Here is a 16,270-nt window from a genome sequence, read left to right as displayed (position 1 = left end):
ACTCCTGTATCTCTGATGGGTCGTTCGGTGCGCTCAGGCGCAGAGGGCGGCGATGCTGCGGTCGGGGTGCAGCAGGTAGTACGGGCCGGCGGCGGGGTCGCCGGAGAAGGAGGCTCTGGCGCCGTGCACGGAGCGACGCTCGCCCGCGCCGTCCACGAGGATCAGCCCGTCGGCGTCGATCGCGAGCAGCTCGCCGTCGATGCGCAGCAGCACGGGGGCGGTGAACAGCTCGGGCGTGCTGAGGCCGTCGCGCACGGTGACGCCGCCCATGATCGCGGTGCGGCCCGCCGCGACACCCGCGAGGATCGCCTCGGCCGAGTCGTCCTCTGCCGCGACCCACGTGGTCGGGGTGCCGGGGCCGACGCCCTGGCTCCGCATGTGGAAGTCGGCCCCGCCGAGCAGCACCGCACTCTTGTCCCACCGCTCGTGGAACGCCAGGGGCGAGGTCGCGATCAGCTCGCGGTACCAGGTCGAGTGCCACAGCTCGATCGCCCGCGGGGTGCGGTCGAGCGGATGCAGCCACGAGCAGTCGCCCGAGATCGGGTGGTTCACGCTGAGCACGCCGCCGCGGCGCTCCACCTCGTCGACCCACTCCTGCGCGGGGCGCCGGAAGTCGATCCAGCCGATGTCGCCGAAGGCGTTCGCGTGACCCCGGTGCGTGGTCACCTCCTGGCCGGGCAGCAGCGTGATGCCCTGCGCGGCGCCCACACCCGGCAGATGCGCGTGGTGGCTCGTGGTGTTGTGGTCGGTCACGGCCAGGAAGTCCAGCCCCGCCCGCACCCCGAGGGACGCGAGCCCCGCGATGCTCTCCTGCCCGTCCGAGTGCACGGTGTGGGCGTGGAAGTCGCCCGCGTACCACCGCAAGCCCTGCGCCGCCGGGAGGTTCCTGCTGCTCCCCCGCGGCACCCCGGTCACCGGCGCGGGCACGGGCCCGTGGTCGATGCCCGACTCCGCGGGCAGCAGCACCTCGACGGTCACGTCGGCGCCGCCCGCGCTCAGCCGGTGCACGCCGAGGATCACGTTCCACTCCCCCTCCTCGAGCGGACCGGGGAGGTAGCCGGGGGTGGCGTCGTCGCTGCGGATCACGTAGTCGTGGCGCGCACCGCCGGACCAGCCGCGCCACCCCGCAGCGCCTTCGCAGCCGAGGTCGATCACGGCCGCCTCGGTGTCGTAGGAGATGCGCACCTCCAGCGAGTCCGTGCCGCGGGGCACGTCGAACGGCACCCGCACGTAGCGGTCCGCGTTCTGGATCTCGTGGGTGAGGTGGAGGGTGGTGCGGGTGGCGGTCATCAGCCGATGCGCTCCGTGGTCTCGGTGTCGAACAGCAGCGCGCGGCCCAGCTGCGGCACGATCCAGCCGCGGTCGCCCGCGGCGGGCTCCTGCTCCTCGGGCACGACGACCTGCAGCTTGTGCTCGCCCGCGCTCACCAGCACCAGGCTGGTCGCGCCGAGCGTCTCGGTCACGACGACCTCCGCCGCGATGCCGCCCTCGACGGGCTCGGTCGACCAGCGCAGGTACTCGGGGCGGATGCCCCAGCTCACGGACTGGCCCTCGCGGACGGCAGCGGTAGCCTCGGCGGGCACGGGCACGTCGGCGTCGCCGATGCGCACGCGGCCACCCGTGACCGTGGTCTCCAGCAGATTCATCGGCACCGAGCCGATGAAGCCGGCGACGAAGGTGTTGTTCGGCCGATGGAAGATCTCGCGGGGAGAGCCGATCTGCTGCAGCTTGCCCGCCTTCATGACCGCGATCCGGTCGGCGAGCGCGAGCGCCTCGGCCTGGTCGTGGGTCACGAACACGGTGGTGACACCGAGGTCGCGCTGCAGCTCCTTGAGGAACGTCCGCGCTTCGAGCCGCAGCCGGGCGTCGAGGTTCGACAGCGGCTCGTCCAGGAGCAGCACGTCCGGCCGGGTCGCCACCGCGCGGGCGAGCGCCACACGCTGCTGCTGTCCGCCGGAGAGCTGCCCGGGGCGGCGCTCGATGAGGCCGTTCAGCGAGAGGCCGTTCGCGACGGACTCGGCCGTGGCGCGGCGCTCGTTCTTGGCGACACGACGGATCCGCAGCGGGTAGGCGATGTTGTCGGCGACGTCCATGTGCGGGAACAGCGCGTAGTCCTGGAAGACCATGGCCACGCCGCGCTCGCCGGGCTCGGCGTTCGTGACGTCCTTCTCGCCGATCGTGAGCTTCCCGGAGGTGATGCTCTCCAGGCCCGCGATCGAGCGGAGCAGCGTGGTCTTCCCGCAGCCGGAGGGACCGAGGAGGGCGAAGAACTCGCCGTCGGCGATCTCGACGTCGACGCTGTCGACGCCGCGCACCCCACCGGGGTACTCCTTGACGAGTTCTGTTGCGATGATGGCGGCCATCAGGACTTGATCCCTCCGTGGAAGCGGAAGCCGTAGCGGCGGTTGACGAAGAAGTAGATGAGGAGGACGGGCACCGAGAAGACCAGCGAGAACGCGGAGATGAGCCGCAGGTCGGCCTGACCGCTCTCGGTGTAGAAGGTGTACATGAGCACGGCGGCCGGCTGCATGTCGGGCGTGCGCAGCAGCAGGAACGGCACCAGGAAGTTGCCCCACACCTGCACGATGGTCCAGATCGCGATGAACGCCAGCCCCGGCCGGGCGATCGGCACCACCACGTCCTTCAGGATGCGGAAGGGCCCGGCGCCGTACAGGCGCGCCGACTCCTCGTACGACTTCGGGATCGAGTCCATGAAGTCCTTGAGGATGAAGATCACCGTGGGCAGGATGCCGCCGGCGAGCACGAGGATCACACCGACGTGCGTGTTGATCAGCTGCAGCTGGTTGATGAGCTGGAAGGTGGGCACCATGGCCGCGGTCCCGGTCACGATCGACGACAGCAGCAGCAGCCCGTAGAGGATGCCGTCGCGCCCGGGGATGTTGATGCGGCTCATGGCGTACGACGCCAGCGCGCCGAGCACGATCACCAGCGCCATGGTCCCGATGCCGAGGATCAGCGAGTTCAGGATCGACTTCATCGCGTACGGGTTCTCCACCAGCCGCGCGAAGTTGTCCAGCGTCCAGTCCGGCCAGGACACCGTGAGCGACGGCGTCGCGTCGAACGGAGCGAGGATCAGCCACACCATCGGCAGCGCGAAGAACAGCGACACCAGCACGAGCACGAGCGTGAAGAGGATCCGCGAGACGAAGTGCGTCACCGAGCGGTCGCGCGCCACGGTCTTGATGGTGGTCATCATGAGCGCACCTTCTTCTTCTTGGTGCTCCGGCCCCGCGAGACCCGCGTGTACATGAGCGCGATCACGAGGTTGATGAGGAGCATGATGAGCGAGATCGCCGCACCGAGACCCAGCTGCCCGCCCGGGATGGCGGTCTGGTAGATGTACACCGAGAGGATGTCGGTCTGCCCGTTGGGTCCGCCCGCGGTGAGCAGGTACGGCGTGAAGGTGTTGAAGGTCCACAGCGTGATCAGCAGGGTGTTGGTCAGCAGGTGGCCCTTGATGTTCGGCAGGATCACGTCGCGCAGCTGCTGCCAGGTGTTGGCGCCGACCATGCGGGCGCTCTCCAGCTGGGACGGCGGGACGGCGCTGATCGCCGAGGAGAACAGCTGCATCGAGAACGCGGTCCCGACCCAGATGTTGAAGATGATGATGCACTCCATGGGGTGCTCGATCAGCCAGGCCGCGCCCTCGGTGCCGAGCAGGGCGTTGAGGGTGCCGCTGCGGCGGTCGAGCAGGGCGAGCCACAGGAACGAGGCCACGGAGGCGGGGATGACCCAGGCGGCGAGAACAAGGGTCTCGACGAACGTCTTCACGCCGGGGCGGACGTTGCGGAGCATCCACGCCAGCGCGAACCCGAGCACGGTCTGCCCGATGATGCCCGACACGAGCACGAACACCAGCGTCAGCCACAGCGAGTTCCAGAACCGCGGGTCATTGAGCGCGGTGGAGAAGTTCTCCAGTCCGACGAACTCCGGGTTGGCGGCGGCGAACCCGGTCAGACGGTAGTTCGTCATCCCGAGGTAGACGGTCCAGATCGCCGGGAAGAGGAGGAACAGGCCGATCAGGAGGAGGCCGGGCGCCGCGAACAGCGTCGCCCTGGCGCGCCCGAGGCCCGCCACATCCTCCGCGCGGCGCCGGCGGGGAGCGGTGACGCTCCCCGCCGGCATCGTTGCTTGCGTCATGGTCACTCGGAGATCGCGTCCGGACCCACGACGCCTTCGAGACCACGGACGTAGGTCTGCAGGGCGTCGTCCACCGAGGTGCCGGTGGCGACGTCGAGCGTGGCCTGCTGCAGCAGCACGGACACCTGCGGGTAGGCGGCCAGACCCGGGCGGTACGCCGTGATCGGCAGCACCTCCTGGCTCACGAACGTCAGCATCGGGTCGGAGGAGAGCAGCTTCTCGTTCACGTCGTCACGCGGCGAGATCGCGAGGGTGCCGGCGGCACGGGCCTCGTACGCCTCGGGCGAGTTCATGAACGCGAGCAGCTCCCACGCCAGCTCGGGGTTCTTCGAGTTGGGGTTGAGCACGCGACCGGTGCCGCCCGACATCGAGACGTAGTCCTGGTCCTTGATGCCCTCGCCCGGCTCGATCGCGGGGATCTTGGCGTAGCCAACGACCTCGTCGCGGTCGGCCATGGGCGCGGTGCCCACGCCCTCGGCGGGGTTGATGACCGAGCGCCAGAAGTAGTCGCCCTCCAGCAGGATGCCGATCTTGCCCTCGGCGAAGAGCTGGAACGAGGTGTCGCGGCCGGAGGCCTCCTGCTGCAGCACCGGGTCGCCCAGGCCCTCGTCGACGTAGATGGTCTTGTAGAGGTCGAGGACCTCCTTCATCCCGTCGGTCGCGCCGACCCACTTGTCGTCCTCGTACACCTGCTCGCCGGTGCCGACGAGCATCGGCAGCAGGCCCTGCATGGTGGTGGCCTCACCCATCGCGGTGCCCGCGTTGAGCTGGATCGGGGTCACCCCGTCGAGCTGCTTGAGGTCCTTCGCCGCGTCCAGGATGTCGTCCCAGCTCTCCGGCGCCCACTCCTCGTCGAGGCCGGCCTGCGCGAACAGGTCCTTGTTGTAGTAGAGCACCCGGCCGTCGGCGCCCTGCGGCACGCCGTAGCGGTCGCCGTCGAACGACAGCGCGCTCTGCACGGCGTCGGGGATCTGCGCCCAGCCGTCCCAGTCGTCCACGGCGTCTCCGCCGACCTCGGCGAGCGGCTTGATGTAGCCGGCCTCGGCGAACTCGCCGACCCAGATGCCGTCCATGCCGATGATGTCGGCGCCCTTGCCGGACTGCAGGTCGAGGGCGATCTTCGTCTTGTAGTCCTCGTCGTCCACGCCCTGCGGCTGGAACTCGACGGTGACGTCCTTGCCGTCCTCCTTCATGGCCTTCTCGAACTCGGGGACGACCCAGTCCGCGATCCAGTCGGCCTCGGCGGCGTTCTTGCCGCCGGTGATGGAGTTGGTGGTGAGGGTCAGGGTGACGGGCCCCGACGACTCCTCCGTCTCGGGCTCCGATCCTCCGGAGCAGCCGGCCAGGACGACCGCACCGACGGTGGTGAGGGCGAACGCCGCGATGAGGCGGCGCTTTCCATACGTGACCATTTCCGACCTTTCTGTGTCGCTGATCCCCGAGCTGAGGCGCTCGGATTCGGGTGTTGCGGGTGTCTACTGCGCGGCTTCGGCGCTCGGTGCGAGTGCGAAGCCCTTCGAGAGCGCGAGCGCGCGGATCATCCGCTGCCCGACACGCACGTCGGCGATGGACTCCTCGACGCTCGCCCCGTTGGGGCGCTCGCCGCGGACCAGGGCCGCGAGTGCGTACAGCTCGTTCTCGAAAGCCTCTTGCTGCATCCACCGCGATTCGCTCACGCGGATGCCCAGCTCCGGGTGGCTCTCGGTCACGCGGAGGATCGTGGGGAGGTTCGTCACATACGGCACCCCGAAGACGAGCTCGACGGACCCGGTCTCGTGGTGGAAGGTGACGGTCTCCTGGTAGTCGGGGTACCCGTCGATGTAGTGCCAGTCGACGGTCCACGGCGTCTCGTCGCGGGCCAGAGTGCCGCGCAGGTGCACGGAGCCGGGCATCTTCGGCCCCCAGTGCTGCGCGAAGGCCACGTCGCCGAGTCCGCCGACCAGCTCCCGCAGCAGTCCCACGTCGTGCACGATCGAGCCGAGCACGACGTTGGTGTAGAGCGTGCGGAGGTCGCCGGGGAGGTCGCTGCCGACGGCCCCGTCCACGACCGAGGCGGTCGCGGCGAGCAGCGGCTCGACGGCCTCGCGCGACACGTCGCCGGTGGGGGCCGCGAGGCGGGCGTAGGCGAGCTGCGAGCCGTCGAGCGGATGCATGACCTGCACGCCGACCGCCCGCAGGTTCTTGTCCGCGAGGAGCTCCTTCGCGCGCTGCGACGCGGTGTCGTACTCCTTCATGTAGCCGACGCGCACCCAGTCGCGCAGGTCGATGCCGGCCTCCTGGCCGTACGCGGTGAGGGCGTCGAGCTCGGCGACCGAGTATGCGAGCGGCTTCTCGGCCAGCACGCGGATGCCGGCGCGGATCAGCCGGAGGGTGTCTCCGGCGTGCGAGCCCGTGGTCGCGAGGATGGCCGCATCCACGTCGAGGTCGCCGGCGGCCTTCGCGGCGACGAGGTCGTCCACCGAGGTGAACAGCTGCGTGGAGGGAACGCCGTAGCGCGCGCCCATGTCGGCCGTGCGGGCGGCGGAGAGGTCGACGAGGGCGGCGATCGCGAACGCCTCGGCGTTGCGACGCAGCAGCGGCAGGTGCACGCTCTGGCTGATGGCGCCGAGACCGATCACGGCGACGCGGGTGACGGTCACGCGAACCACCGCCGCAGGGCCTCGCGGTTGGCGACCTGGTCGGCCTGGGCGCGCTCCACGTCCTCGGCGGAGCGCGGCACCACGTCCTGCTCCACGATGAGCCAGCCCGCGTAGCCGCTCGCGACGATCTCGTCGAGCAGTGCATCGACGGCGAGGTCCCCCTCCCCGAGGGGCACGAACACGCGCTTCTCCCACACGGAGCGCATGGGGTCGTCGGCCGTGAGCGCCTCGTGGAGGATCGCCGTGCGGGCGTCCTTGAGGTGCAGGTGGTTCACCCGGTCGCGCCAGCGGCGGAAGTCCGGCAGCGGGTCACCGCCGCCGATGAGCAGGTGGCCGGAGTCGTAGGTCAGATCCACCTCGGTTGTCGCGAGCAGCGCGTCGACCTCCTCCGGGGTCTCGACGTAGGTGCAGGCGTGGTGGTGGAACGTGGGCTCCAGGCCACGGTCGCGCACGCGCGCGGCGGCGACGTTGACGCGGTCGGCGAAGCGGGACCAGTCGTCTCCGCGCAGGGTCAGCTCGGGGGCACCGCCGGGGTGCGCCTTGCGCTCGGGGCTGCCGGAGTCGGCGAGCGTGGGCAGCGGCGCGAGCTCCTGCCCGCGCTCGGCGGCGGTGACGAAGACGTCGAGGGTGGCGTCGAGTCCGGAGAGGGCCGCGGCGAACCGCTCCTCGTCGCCCGCGAACGGAAGGTCGATCCAGCCTCCGGCCAGGTCGAGGCCGTGTCGGTCGAGGCGCTCGCTGAGCGCGGAGCCGGTGCCGAGGAGTCCGACGGGCCCCAGATCGATTCCCTGGTACCCCGCGTCGCTGATCCAGCGGGCGAGCTCCTCCCCCTCCGGGAGTGCCACGAGATCGGGCCGAGCCAACTCGAAGACCCCGTAGCTCACCGGCGCGTTCGCGATGCGGATCACGCGTGTTCCTTTCTCCATCGAATGGTCGGACCCCAGGTCCGTCTCGAATGTTAGCAGGTCATGACATATGCATCAATCGTCTTCGGCGAAGCCCTGGACGACCACCGAGCGCACCCCGTCGAGCCGGGCGATCGCGTCGATGAGCTCGGACCGCGAGTCGGGCGCGGCCTCGGCGAACTCGAGCGTCGCGCGCATGTCGGACTCCCCGTGGATCCGCGCGGCACCGAGCAGCGTCGCCGGCAGGCCCCGGCGCTCGGCGGCGGCCATCACCTCGCGCAGCGCACCCCGGTCGGCGGCGTACTGCAGCGTCACGCGCAGCCGCTCGGGCTCAGGGCGCACCCGGTCGCGCAGTCGGGACAGCGGCCCGACCGTCAGCAGATGCAGGCCCGTGCCGGCGATCGCGAGCAATGGCATGTTCGCCCCGCAGGCCATGCCGATCGCCGCGACCACCCAGATGGTCGCCGCCGAGGTGAGACCCGATACCGCGTTGTTGCGCACGAAGATCACGCCCGCCCCGAGGAATCCGATGCCGGACACCACCTGGGCGGCGATGCGCGAGGGATCGACGGCCACGTCGGGGCCGAGCACGCCCTCGAATCCGTAGGCCGAGATGAGGGTGAAGATCGCCGATCCGAGCCCGACGAGCACGTGCGTGCGCAGCCCCGCATTCTTCAGCTTGCGGGACCTCTCGACGCCCACGGCGAGGGAGAGCACGAACGCGAGAGCGAGGAGACCGAGCTCGACGAACAGGTGGGGATCCCACAGGAAGCTCACGCTGCTCCAATCATGTCAGCACAATAGCACTTTAAGCATGCACGGCTACGGACTCGGTGCCGGGTGCCTGCGGAGGGTCGTGCAGGCGCGAAATATCGCGGAGAATGTGCATCTGGAGTCGATCGTCTGATTGTCGCTACAATGTGACTCCCTGACAGAGAGCGGAGCTTCCATGGCCGAAGTCGTCACCCCGTGGCCCCACGAGCTCTTCGCGGACATCGACCGCACCGGGCCCGTGCCCCTGTACTTCCAGGTGTCGACGCGGCTGCAGAGCGCCATCCAGTCCGGGGCCATCCCGGCCGGAGCCCGGCTCGAGAACGAGGTGTCGATCGCCGAGCAGCTCGGGCTCTCGCGCCCGACGATCCGCCGCGCGATCCAAGAGCTCGTCGACAAGGGCCTGCTCGTGCGCCGCCGCGGCATCGGCACGCAGGTCGTGCAGGGCTCCGTCACCCGCCAGGTCGAGCTGACCAGCCTGTACGAAGACCTGCAGAGCGCCAACCACGAGCCGGGCACGCAGGTGCTCGCGCGCGAGGTGATCCCCGCGAGCGACGAGGTCGCGGCCGCGCTCGGCCTGGATCCGGGCACCGAGGTGCTGCACCTGCGACGGCGGCGCAGCACCGACGGCGTCGCTGTGGCTGTGCTCGAGAACTACCTCCCGCGCGAACTCGCCGACATCACGACCGAGCAGCTCGAGTCGCGCGGGCTCTACCAGGTGCTGCGTGCACGCGGCGTGGCGATCCGCATCGCGAAGCAGAAGATCGGGGCACGCCGCGCCGAGGCAGACGAGCCCGAGCTGCTCGAGATCGACGCGGGCGGACCCGTGCTCACGATGGAGCGCATCTCGTTCGATCAGTCGGGCGCCGCGATCGAGTTCGGCCACCACTGCTACCGCCCCGACCTCTACAGCTTCGAGACCACCCTGGTCGCGAAGTAGCACAGCTTGTAGTGACAAGTTGTCGTCGGTGACAATGGAGTGACCCCTCGATCAAGGAGCCCCATGTCCGACCGTCTCGACCGTGCCCGCACCACCGGGATCCTCGCCGTCCTCCGCGCCCCGTCGCCCGAGCTCGCCCTGGAGGCGTCCGAGGCGCTCATCCGCGGCGGCGTGACCGGCATCGAGGTCACGTACTCCACGCCAGATGCCCCCGCCGTCATCCGCGAGCTGATCGCCCGCCACGGCGAGGCGGCCTACGTGGGGGCGGGCACCGTCACGACGCCCGAGCAGGCGACGCAGGCCGCGGAGGCGGGTGCCGAGTTCCTCGTCAGCCCTGGCACCCTTCCCGACCTGACCCGCGCCATGCTCGACACGGGTCGCGTCGTCATGACGGGCGCCATGACGCCCACCGAGGTCATGGGCGCCCTGGAGCTCGGCGTCGACGTGGTGAAGATCTTCCCCGCCTCGCTCGGCGGACCGTCGTACCTCGGCGCCCTGCGCGGTCCCTTCCCCGACGCCCCGCTCATGCCCACCGGCGGCGTGAAGCCCGACAACCTCGCTGCCTGGTTCGCCGCGGGCGCCGTGGCCGTCGGCGCGGGCGGCGACCTCGCCAACAGCGCCTCGATCCAGGCCGCCGACTGGGCCGACCTGGAGCAGCGGGCCGTGCGCTTCACGGAGGCGCTGCGCGCCGTGCGGGGCTGAGCCCTCCCCGCCTTTCAGCACCGTTTGGTATACCAGAGGGATGCGGAAGCGACCGGTCCTGCTCTCGGCCGCCCTGGCGGGGGTGCTGCTTCTCGCCTCGGCGTGCACGGCCGCCCCCGCTCCCCGTCCGTCCGCACCGACCACGGAGGCCACGATGTCCGACGCCACGACCGCCCTGTTCGACGCCGCGACTGCGGGTGATGCGGAGGCCGTGCGTGCCGCCCTCGACGCGGGCGCCGACATCGAGGCCAGAGGCGACGGCGGCATGACCGCCCTGGTCGCCGCGACCAAACAGAACCACATCGACGCCGCCACGGTGCTGATCGACGCCGGAGCCGACGTCAACGCCAAGGACGACATCCAGGACTCGGCCTACCTCTACGCCGGAGCCCGGGGCCACGACGAGATCCTGCGTCTGACGCTCGCCAACGGCGCCGACCTCACGAGCACGAACCGCTTCGGCGGCACCGCTCTGATCCCCGCCTCCGAGCGCGGGCTCCTCTCCACGGTGCGCATCCTCCTCGACGCGGGCGTCGACCCCGACCACGTGAACAACCTCGGCTGGACGGCCCTGCACGAGGCGATCGTGCTCGGGGACGGCTCGCAGGCCTACGTGGACGTGGTGCGTGCGCTGCTCGACGGCGGTGCCGACCCCACTCTCCGCGACGGAGACGGTGTGCTCCCCCTCGACCTCGCCCAGGACCGCGGGTACGACGCGATCGTGGCAGAGCTCCGCCGGTGATCGCACTCGACCCCTGGGCCTGGGCACTGCTCGGCCTGGCGGCGGTCGTGATCGGCATCTCCAAGACCGCGCTTCCCGGCGGCAGCATCCTGGCCATCGCGCTGTTCGCCGCGGTGCTGCCCGCGCGCACCTCCACAGCTGCCACGCTGCTGCTGCTGATGGTGGGCGACGTGTTCGCGCTGATCGCCTACCGTCGCCACGCGCACTGGCCGACCCTGCTGAGGCTGGCCCCCGCCGTGATCGCCGGGCTGCTGCTCGGGTTCGCGTTCCTCGCACTGACGGGCGACGACGTGGTGCGGCGGGCGATCGGCGTGATCCTGCTGCTGATGATCGCGGTCACCCTGTGGCGGCGATGGCGGCAACGGCGTGAGGAGGCCGCGGCGGCGGCGCGCGGCGGGGTGCTGTTGGCCGGGGTCTACGGCACGCTCGGCGGCTTCACCACGATGGTCGCGAACGCCGGCGGGCCCGTGATGTCGATGTACTTCCTGGCGACGCGCACCCCCGTGCAGGTGTTCCTGGGCACGTCCGCGTGGTTCTTCGCCATCATTAACGTCATCAAGGTGCCGTTCCTGGCAGGCATCGGGCTGTTCACCGCCCCCGTGCTGCTGACGGATGCCGTGCTCGCGCCGCTCGTGGTGCTGGGCGCCCTGCTCGGGCTCCGCGTCGCGCGGCGCCTGAACCAGCGCGTGTTCGACCGCATCGTGATCGCGCTGACCGTGGTCGGGGCGATCTATCTGCTGTTCTGAGCCGTCTGTGTCGGTCGAGCCTTCCGACGACCCGTTCATAACTCAGGAGATTCGCCGCCCGATCGCGCGCGACGGGACGCGGCGGGCGCTTTGAGACCCCGCGCTCCTGAGTTGTGAACGGCGACTCTTGCGTCAGTCCAGGAAGATGTCCGGGAACAGGGCGCTGTCCGGGGTGCCGGGCACGGCCGCGTAGCGCGAGAAGTCGGTCACTCCGTCGGCCTCCAGCACGTCCTCCACGATGAGCGACTGGCCTGTGTAGCCCGCGGCGGGCTTGCACAGCACGGAGTATGCCGCGTCGGCGTAGATGTCCGCGGTCCGGCTCGCCGCCATGACCTTGTCCCCGCCGAGCAGGTTCTGCACGGCCGCGGTCGCGATGGTCGTTCGCGGCCAGAGCGTGTTCGCCGCGATGCCGTCGCGCGCGAACTCGGCTGCGAGCCCGAGCGTGACCATGGTCATGCCGAACTTCGCGAGCGTGTAACCGGTGTGGGCGCCGAGCCACTTCGGGCTCGGGTTCAGGGGCGGCGAGAGGGACAGGATGTGCGGGTTCTCCGCATCCCTGAGGATCGGAACGGCCGCCCGCGACAGCATGAACGTGCCGCGCACGTTCACGTCCTGCATCAGGTCGTACTTCTTGGCGGGGAGGTCGAGGGAGCGGGACAGGTCGATCACGCTGGCGTTGTTCACGACGATGTCGATGCCGCCGAACTCGCCCTGCGTCTTCATGACCGCCTCGGTGATGTCGTCGTCGTCGCGCACGTCGCCGACGATCGGGAGCGCCTGCCCGCCCGCGGCCCTGATCTGCTCGGCAGCCGTGTGCACGGTGCCCTCGAGCTTCGGGTGCGGAGTGTCGGTCTTGGCGAGCATGGCGATGTTGGCGCCGTCGGCGGCGGCGCGCAGCGCGATCGCGAGGCCGATGCCGCGGCTGCCGCCCGACATCAGGATGGTCTTGCCGGCGAGTGACATGGGTTCTCCTTCGGGGCGGGGGTCAGCGCGGGGCCATGCGGATGGCGCCGTCGAGGCGGATGGTCTCGCCGTTGAGGTAGCCGTTCTCGACGATCTGCTGCACGAGGGCCGCGTACTCGTCGGGGCGACCGAGGCGCGCGGGGAACGGCACCTGCTGGCCGAGCGAGTCCTGAGCCTCCTGCGGCAGCCCCATCAGCATCGGGGTCTCCATGATGCCGGGGGCGATGGTGCAGACGCGGATGGCATGACGGGCGAGCTCGCGTGCGACCGGCAGGGTCATGGCGTGCACGCCGCCCTTGGAGGCGGAGTACGCCGGCTGCCCGATCTGCCCGTCGAACGCTGCCACGCTCGCGGTGTTGACGATGACGCCGCGCTCCTCGTCGTGCAGCTCGTTCTTCGCGACGACGGCTGCGGCCTGCGCGATGACGTTGAACGTGCCGATCAGGTTGATGCGGACGATGCGCTCGAAGTCGGCGAGGACTGCGGGATTGCCCTCGCGGTCGAGCACCTTGGCGGGCGGGGCGATGCCGGCGCAGTTCACGACGACGCGGAGGGGGGCCGCGGCCTGCGCGGTCGCGACGGCGGCCTGCACCTCCTCGGCGCTGGTCACATCGGCGGGGGCGAAGACGCCGCCCAGCTCCTCCGCGACCTCCGTCCCCTTCGAGTTCGGCAGGTCGATGATGGTCACGTGCGCGCCGGCGGCAGCGAGGCGGCGCGCGGTCGCGAGGCCGAGTCCGGAGGCGCCGCCGGTGATGAGGGCGCCCTGTCCGCTGATCTGCATCTGAAGTTCTCCTTCGAACGTCGTCGTGCGACTGAGTCCCAGCCTACGTGGTTCCTGGTCCCACCACGATCCGTGATGAGGGGCGACCGCGCACCGGGGAAGCCGGACGCAGGAAGCTGCGTCGCCTGCGAGCCTACGTCACGCCTCCCCGACGACGGCGTCCCCAGGCCGGACGGCGTCCGACGACGCGGAGCCCGCTCCGCCGGGGTACGGCAGGATGGAGCGGGTGAGCATCCCTACCGAGTCCGTCGTCATCCCCGCGCAGGTCGATCTCCTCTCCCGAGGGGCGGATCTCGTCTGCGTGTGGCGCAATGAGGACGACGGTCTCACGTTCCGCGCGACCGGCGTCGGCGACCCGTTCTACATCAAGTGGACACCGCGCGTCCTCGAATCCTCTCTGCTCGACGAGGCGGAGCGGATGCGCTGGGCGTCCCGCTGGATCACCGTCCCCGTCGTGCTCGACGCCGGCGCCGACGAGACCCACGAGTGGCTGGTCACGGCGGCTCTCGACGGCTCCAGCGCCGTCGACCCCCGCTGGTCCGACGATCCCGCGACCGCCGTGCGCGCGGTCGGCGAGGGCCTGCGGGCGATGCACGACGCCCTGCCGGTCGAGGACTGCCCCTGGGACTGGGGTGTGCCGTCGCGGATCGCGAACGCCGAGCGCCGCGGCATCGTCGTCCCCGCGTCGCTGCGCACCCCGCCGCCCGTCGACACGCTCGTCGTGGCCCACGGCGACGCCTGCCTGCCGAACACCCTGCTCGCCGCCGACGGCCGTTGGCTCGCACACGTCGACCTCGCCGCGCTCGGCGTCGCCGACCGCTGGGCCGACATCGCCGTGGCCTCGATGAGCACCGAGTGGAACTGCGGCCCCGGGTGGGAGGACGCGCTCATCGAGGCCTACGGCCTGGAGCCCGACCGCGAGCGCCTGGCCTACTACCGCGACCTGTGGAACGCCACCTGAGCGACCGCTAGTCCGTCACCGGCCCTCGACGGACACTGTTCACCAGCACGGCCAGCAGCACCACCACGCCCTGCACGGCGAGCTGTGCGGAGCTGCCCACCCCGTACAGCACCAGCGCGTTGCCGAGCACGGTCACGAAGAGCACGCCGAGGATCGATCCGAGGATGCTGCCCCGGCCGCCGGCGAGACTCGTCCCGCCGATGATCACGGCCGCGATGACGTTGAACTCCAGGCCGTTGCCCACGGTCGACGTCCCGACGCCGATCCGCGCGGTCGTGAGGATCCCGGTGATCGCGGCGAGCACGCCCGTGAGCGCGAACAGGATCACCCTGACCCTGGCCACCGGGATGCCGGCGAGTCGTGCGGCATGGGCATTGCCTCCGATCGCATACACCGACCGGCCGAACACCGTCCGGGTGCTGACCCACCAGAAGACCGCGGCCACCGCGCCGAACACCCACACCGGGAACGGGACGCCGAGGTAGGAGGCGTTGAGCGCGTCGAGCACCTCCGAGGAGATCGGGATGCTGCGGGTCTCCGTGATCATCTCGGCCAGCCCGCGCAAGGTCAGGAACAGCGCGAGGGTGGTGATGAACGAGGGGATGCCGAATCGGGCACGGAACATCCCGGCCACGGCGCCGATCGCCGCACCCAGCACCACGGTGACGGCGATGGCGGCCCCGATGTTCCAGCCCGCCTCGAAGAGCACGCCCATGAGGCCGCAGGAGAACGCGACCGCCGAGCCCACGCTGATGTCGATCTCCCCGGCGACGATCACGAGCGTCATCCCCATCGCGATGATGCCGGCGAAGGCCGCCTGGCGCAGGATGTTCTCGATGTTCAGCGCCGAGAGGAAGTTCGGGGCCGTCGCCGAGAACACGGCCACGGTGAGCGCGAGGATGGCCAGGAGTCCGAGCTGCTGCAGCAGCATCGGATCGCGGAAGCGTGTCAGCCCCCTCGGCGGACGGGTCGCGGGCGCGCCCGCGGGGTGGACGGCGGAGGCGGTCATAGCGTGTGCTCCTTCATCATCTCGGCGAGCAGCCGATCGAGCGTGAGGTCGGGGACGGGCGGGGCCGGGCGGGACCTGCCGTCGGTCAGCACGACGATGCGGTCGGCCAGCAGCAGCAGCTCCTCGTACTCAGAGGAGGCGAACACGACGGCGTTGCCTGCGTCGGCGAGCGAGCGGATGACCTCGTAGATCTGCTGCTTGGCCCGCACGTCTACTCCGCGCGTCGGCTCGTCGAGGAGATAGATGCTCGCCCCGGCGACCAGACAGCGCCCGATCACGGCTTTCTGCTGATTGCCGCCGGACAGCGTCCCGACCGGAACGGCCACGTCGTCGACCTTGATGTCGAGGTCGGATCGCATGCGCTCGGCGGCGCGACGACGTGCACCGCGACGGACGACGCCCGCGGTCGAGAGCCGCGAGAAGGACGACATCGCGATGTTCTCCTCGACCGAGAGCCCGAGCACGAGTCCGTCGCGTTTGCGGTCCTCCGGTACGAGCGCGACGCCGCGGGCGAGCGCCCGCGCGGGGGTCAGCCGCCCGGCCGCACGACCCCCGATGCGGATCGTGCCGCCCGTGGATCGGCGGAGTCCGGCGATCACCTCCAGAGTCTCCGTGCGGCCCGAGCTGAGCAGCCCGGCGAGCCCCACGATCTCTCCGGGGGCGACGTCGAAGCTCACGTCGCGCACAGCTGCGGCGTCGGCCAGCCCGATGACGGACAGTGCCGGTTCGAGGTCCGTCGTCGAGACCGGCGCGGTGCGGCGGGCTCCCGACTCGTCGGCGGCGGCCGGCTCGCCGACCATGGCCTCGGTGACGACGGCGACGTCGGCGTCTGCCACGGGCAGCGTGCGCACGACCTGGCCGTCGCGCAGGACCGTGACGACATCGGCGACCTGGGCGATCTCGTTCATGCGGTGCGACACGTACATCACCGCGACGCCGTTGGCGACGAGCCG

At 70.6% G+C, this 16,270-nt stretch carries 17 protein-coding genes; 5 read left to right on the top strand and 12 right to left on the bottom strand.

Annotated features, from left to right (window positions below; all coding sequences use genetic code 11):
* Window positions 1–33: 33 nt before the first annotated feature.
* From M3C17_RS02310 to M3C17_RS02275, 8 genes are all read right to left on the bottom strand, one after another.
* The gene (locus M3C17_RS02310; protein WP_259976038.1) at window positions 34–1,290 is read right to left on the bottom strand and encodes a CehA/McbA family metallohydrolase; all 1,257 of its coding nucleotides are present in this window, start codon (window positions 1,288–1,290) and stop codon (window positions 34–36) included.
* The gene (locus M3C17_RS02305; protein WP_259976037.1) at window positions 1,290–2,363 is read right to left on the bottom strand and encodes an ABC transporter ATP-binding protein; all 1,074 of its coding nucleotides are present in this window, start codon (window positions 2,361–2,363) and stop codon (window positions 1,290–1,292) included. The genes M3C17_RS02310 and M3C17_RS02305 overlap by 1 nt, the downstream gene beginning before the upstream one ends.
* The gene (locus M3C17_RS02300; protein WP_202045679.1) at window positions 2,363–3,217 is read right to left on the bottom strand and encodes a carbohydrate ABC transporter permease; all 855 of its coding nucleotides are present in this window, start codon (window positions 3,215–3,217) and stop codon (window positions 2,363–2,365) included. Before M3C17_RS02300 ends, M3C17_RS02305 begins: the two co-directional genes overlap by 1 nt.
* Complete coding sequence (locus M3C17_RS02295; RefSeq protein ID WP_259976036.1) at window positions 3,214–4,161, bottom strand: carbohydrate ABC transporter permease; 948 nt, start codon at window positions 4,159–4,161, stop codon at window positions 3,214–3,216. The genes M3C17_RS02300 and M3C17_RS02295 overlap by 4 nt, the downstream gene beginning before the upstream one ends.
* A 2-nt stretch (window positions 4,162–4,163) precedes the next feature.
* Window positions 4,164–5,573 carry an extracellular solute-binding protein gene (locus tag M3C17_RS02290; RefSeq protein WP_259976035.1) on the bottom strand — a complete coding sequence of 470 codons (1,410 nt, stop codon included), beginning with the start codon at window positions 5,571–5,573 and terminating at the stop codon, window positions 4,164–4,166.
* Window positions 5,574–5,636: 63 nt separating this feature from the next.
* Entirely contained in the window at window positions 5,637–6,800 is a 1,164-nt protein-coding gene (locus tag M3C17_RS02285; protein WP_259976034.1) for a Gfo/Idh/MocA family protein, read from the bottom strand.
* Window positions 6,797–7,705 (bottom strand): sugar phosphate isomerase/epimerase, encoded by a 909-nt coding sequence (locus tag M3C17_RS02280; protein WP_259976033.1) that lies wholly within the window; start codon window positions 7,703–7,705, stop codon window positions 6,797–6,799. The genes M3C17_RS02285 and M3C17_RS02280 overlap by 4 nt, the downstream gene beginning before the upstream one ends.
* A 72-nt stretch (window positions 7,706–7,777) precedes the next feature.
* Window positions 7,778–8,479, bottom strand: coding sequence for an MgtC/SapB family protein (locus tag M3C17_RS02275; protein WP_259976032.1), 702 nt, complete (start codon window positions 8,477–8,479; stop codon window positions 7,778–7,780).
* Window positions 8,480–8,651: 172 nt separating this feature from the next.
* On the opposite strand from M3C17_RS02275, the gene M3C17_RS02270 reads away from it, so the two are divergent.
* The 4 genes from M3C17_RS02270 (at window position 8,652) to M3C17_RS02255 (ending at window position 11,603) form a co-directional block, all read left to right on the top strand.
* The gene (locus tag M3C17_RS02270) at window positions 8,652–9,413 is read left to right on the top strand and encodes a GntR family transcriptional regulator (protein ID WP_259976031.1); all 762 of its coding nucleotides are present in this window, start codon (window positions 8,652–8,654) and stop codon (window positions 9,411–9,413) included.
* A 63-nt stretch (window positions 9,414–9,476) separates the two neighbouring features.
* Window positions 9,477–10,115 (top strand): bifunctional 4-hydroxy-2-oxoglutarate aldolase/2-dehydro-3-deoxy-phosphogluconate aldolase, encoded by a 639-nt coding sequence (locus tag M3C17_RS02265; protein WP_259976030.1) that lies wholly within the window; start codon window positions 9,477–9,479, stop codon window positions 10,113–10,115.
* 40 nt (window positions 10,116–10,155) lie between these two features.
* The gene (locus M3C17_RS02260; protein ID WP_259976029.1) at window positions 10,156–10,857 is read left to right on the top strand and encodes an ankyrin repeat domain-containing protein; all 702 of its coding nucleotides are present in this window, start codon (window positions 10,156–10,158) and stop codon (window positions 10,855–10,857) included.
* Window positions 10,854–11,603 carry a sulfite exporter TauE/SafE family protein gene (locus M3C17_RS02255; protein ID WP_259976028.1) on the top strand — a complete coding sequence of 250 codons (750 nt, stop codon included), beginning with the start codon at window positions 10,854–10,856 and terminating at the stop codon, window positions 11,601–11,603. Before M3C17_RS02260 ends, M3C17_RS02255 begins: the two co-directional genes overlap by 4 nt.
* Window positions 11,604–11,735: 132 nt before the next feature.
* Here M3C17_RS02255 and M3C17_RS02250 read toward each other — a convergent pair whose 3' ends face one another.
* Entirely contained in the window at window positions 11,736–12,566 is an 831-nt protein-coding gene (locus M3C17_RS02250) for an NAD(P)-dependent oxidoreductase (protein WP_259976027.1), read from the bottom strand.
* Between the two features lie 22 nt (window positions 12,567–12,588).
* Window positions 12,589–13,347, bottom strand: coding sequence for an SDR family NAD(P)-dependent oxidoreductase (locus M3C17_RS02245; protein ID WP_259976026.1), 759 nt, complete (start codon window positions 13,345–13,347; stop codon window positions 12,589–12,591).
* A 226-nt stretch (window positions 13,348–13,573) separates the two neighbouring features.
* On the opposite strand from M3C17_RS02245, the gene M3C17_RS02240 reads away from it, so the two are divergent.
* Window positions 13,574–14,308, top strand: a complete 735-nt coding sequence (locus M3C17_RS02240) for an aminoglycoside 3'-phosphotransferase (protein ID WP_259976025.1) — start codon at window positions 13,574–13,576, stop codon at window positions 14,306–14,308.
* 7 nt (window positions 14,309–14,315) lie between these two features.
* Here M3C17_RS02240 and M3C17_RS02235 read toward each other — a convergent pair whose 3' ends face one another.
* Entirely contained in the window at window positions 14,316–15,317 is a 1,002-nt protein-coding gene (locus M3C17_RS02235; protein WP_259976024.1) for an ABC transporter permease, read from the bottom strand.
* The coding region (locus M3C17_RS02230) for an ATP-binding cassette domain-containing protein (protein ID WP_259976023.1) at window positions 15,314–16,270 on the bottom strand (957 nt) is incomplete at its 5' end. The genes M3C17_RS02235 and M3C17_RS02230, both read right to left, overlap by 4 nt.

This window comes from Microbacterium sp. p3-SID336, assembly GCF_025143365.1.
Taxonomy (GTDB): domain Bacteria; phylum Actinomycetota; class Actinomycetes; order Actinomycetales; family Microbacteriaceae; genus Microbacterium.
This window is presented reverse-complemented; position numbering and strand designations above follow the sequence as displayed.

Excerpts from the sequence above, each read along its gene's own strand:
- M3C17_RS02305 (WP_259976037.1), bottom strand. The coding sequence starts at position 2,363 with ATGGCCGCCATCATCGCAACAGAACTCGTCAAGGAGTACCCCGGTGGG.
- M3C17_RS02295 (WP_259976036.1), bottom strand. The coding sequence starts at position 4,161 with ATGACGCAAGCAACGATGCCGGCGGGGAGCGTCACCGCTCCCCGCCGG.
- M3C17_RS02310 (WP_259976038.1), bottom strand. The coding sequence starts at position 1,290 with ATGACCGCCACCCGCACCACCCTCCACCTCACCCACGAGATCCAGAAC.
- M3C17_RS02245 (WP_259976026.1), bottom strand. The coding sequence starts at position 13,347 with ATGCAGATCAGCGGACAGGGCGCCCTCATCACCGGCGGCGCCTCCGGA.
- M3C17_RS02265 (WP_259976030.1), top strand. The coding sequence starts at position 9,477 with ATGTCCGACCGTCTCGACCGTGCCCGCACCACCGGGATCCTCGCCGTC.
- M3C17_RS02270 (WP_259976031.1), top strand. The coding sequence starts at position 8,652 with ATGGCCGAAGTCGTCACCCCGTGGCCCCACGAGCTCTTCGCGGACATC.
- M3C17_RS02250 (WP_259976027.1), bottom strand. The coding sequence starts at position 12,566 with ATGTCACTCGCCGGCAAGACCATCCTGATGTCGGGCGGCAGCCGCGGC.
- M3C17_RS02290 (WP_259976035.1), bottom strand. The coding sequence starts at position 5,573 with ATGGTCACGTATGGAAAGCGCCGCCTCATCGCGGCGTTCGCCCTCACC.
- M3C17_RS02260 (WP_259976029.1), top strand. The coding sequence starts at position 10,156 with ATGCGGAAGCGACCGGTCCTGCTCTCGGCCGCCCTGGCGGGGGTGCTG.
- M3C17_RS02300 (WP_202045679.1), bottom strand. The coding sequence starts at position 3,217 with ATGATGACCACCATCAAGACCGTGGCGCGCGACCGCTCGGTGACGCAC.
- M3C17_RS02235 (WP_259976024.1), bottom strand. The coding sequence starts at position 15,317 with ATGACCGCCTCCGCCGTCCACCCCGCGGGCGCGCCCGCGACCCGTCCG.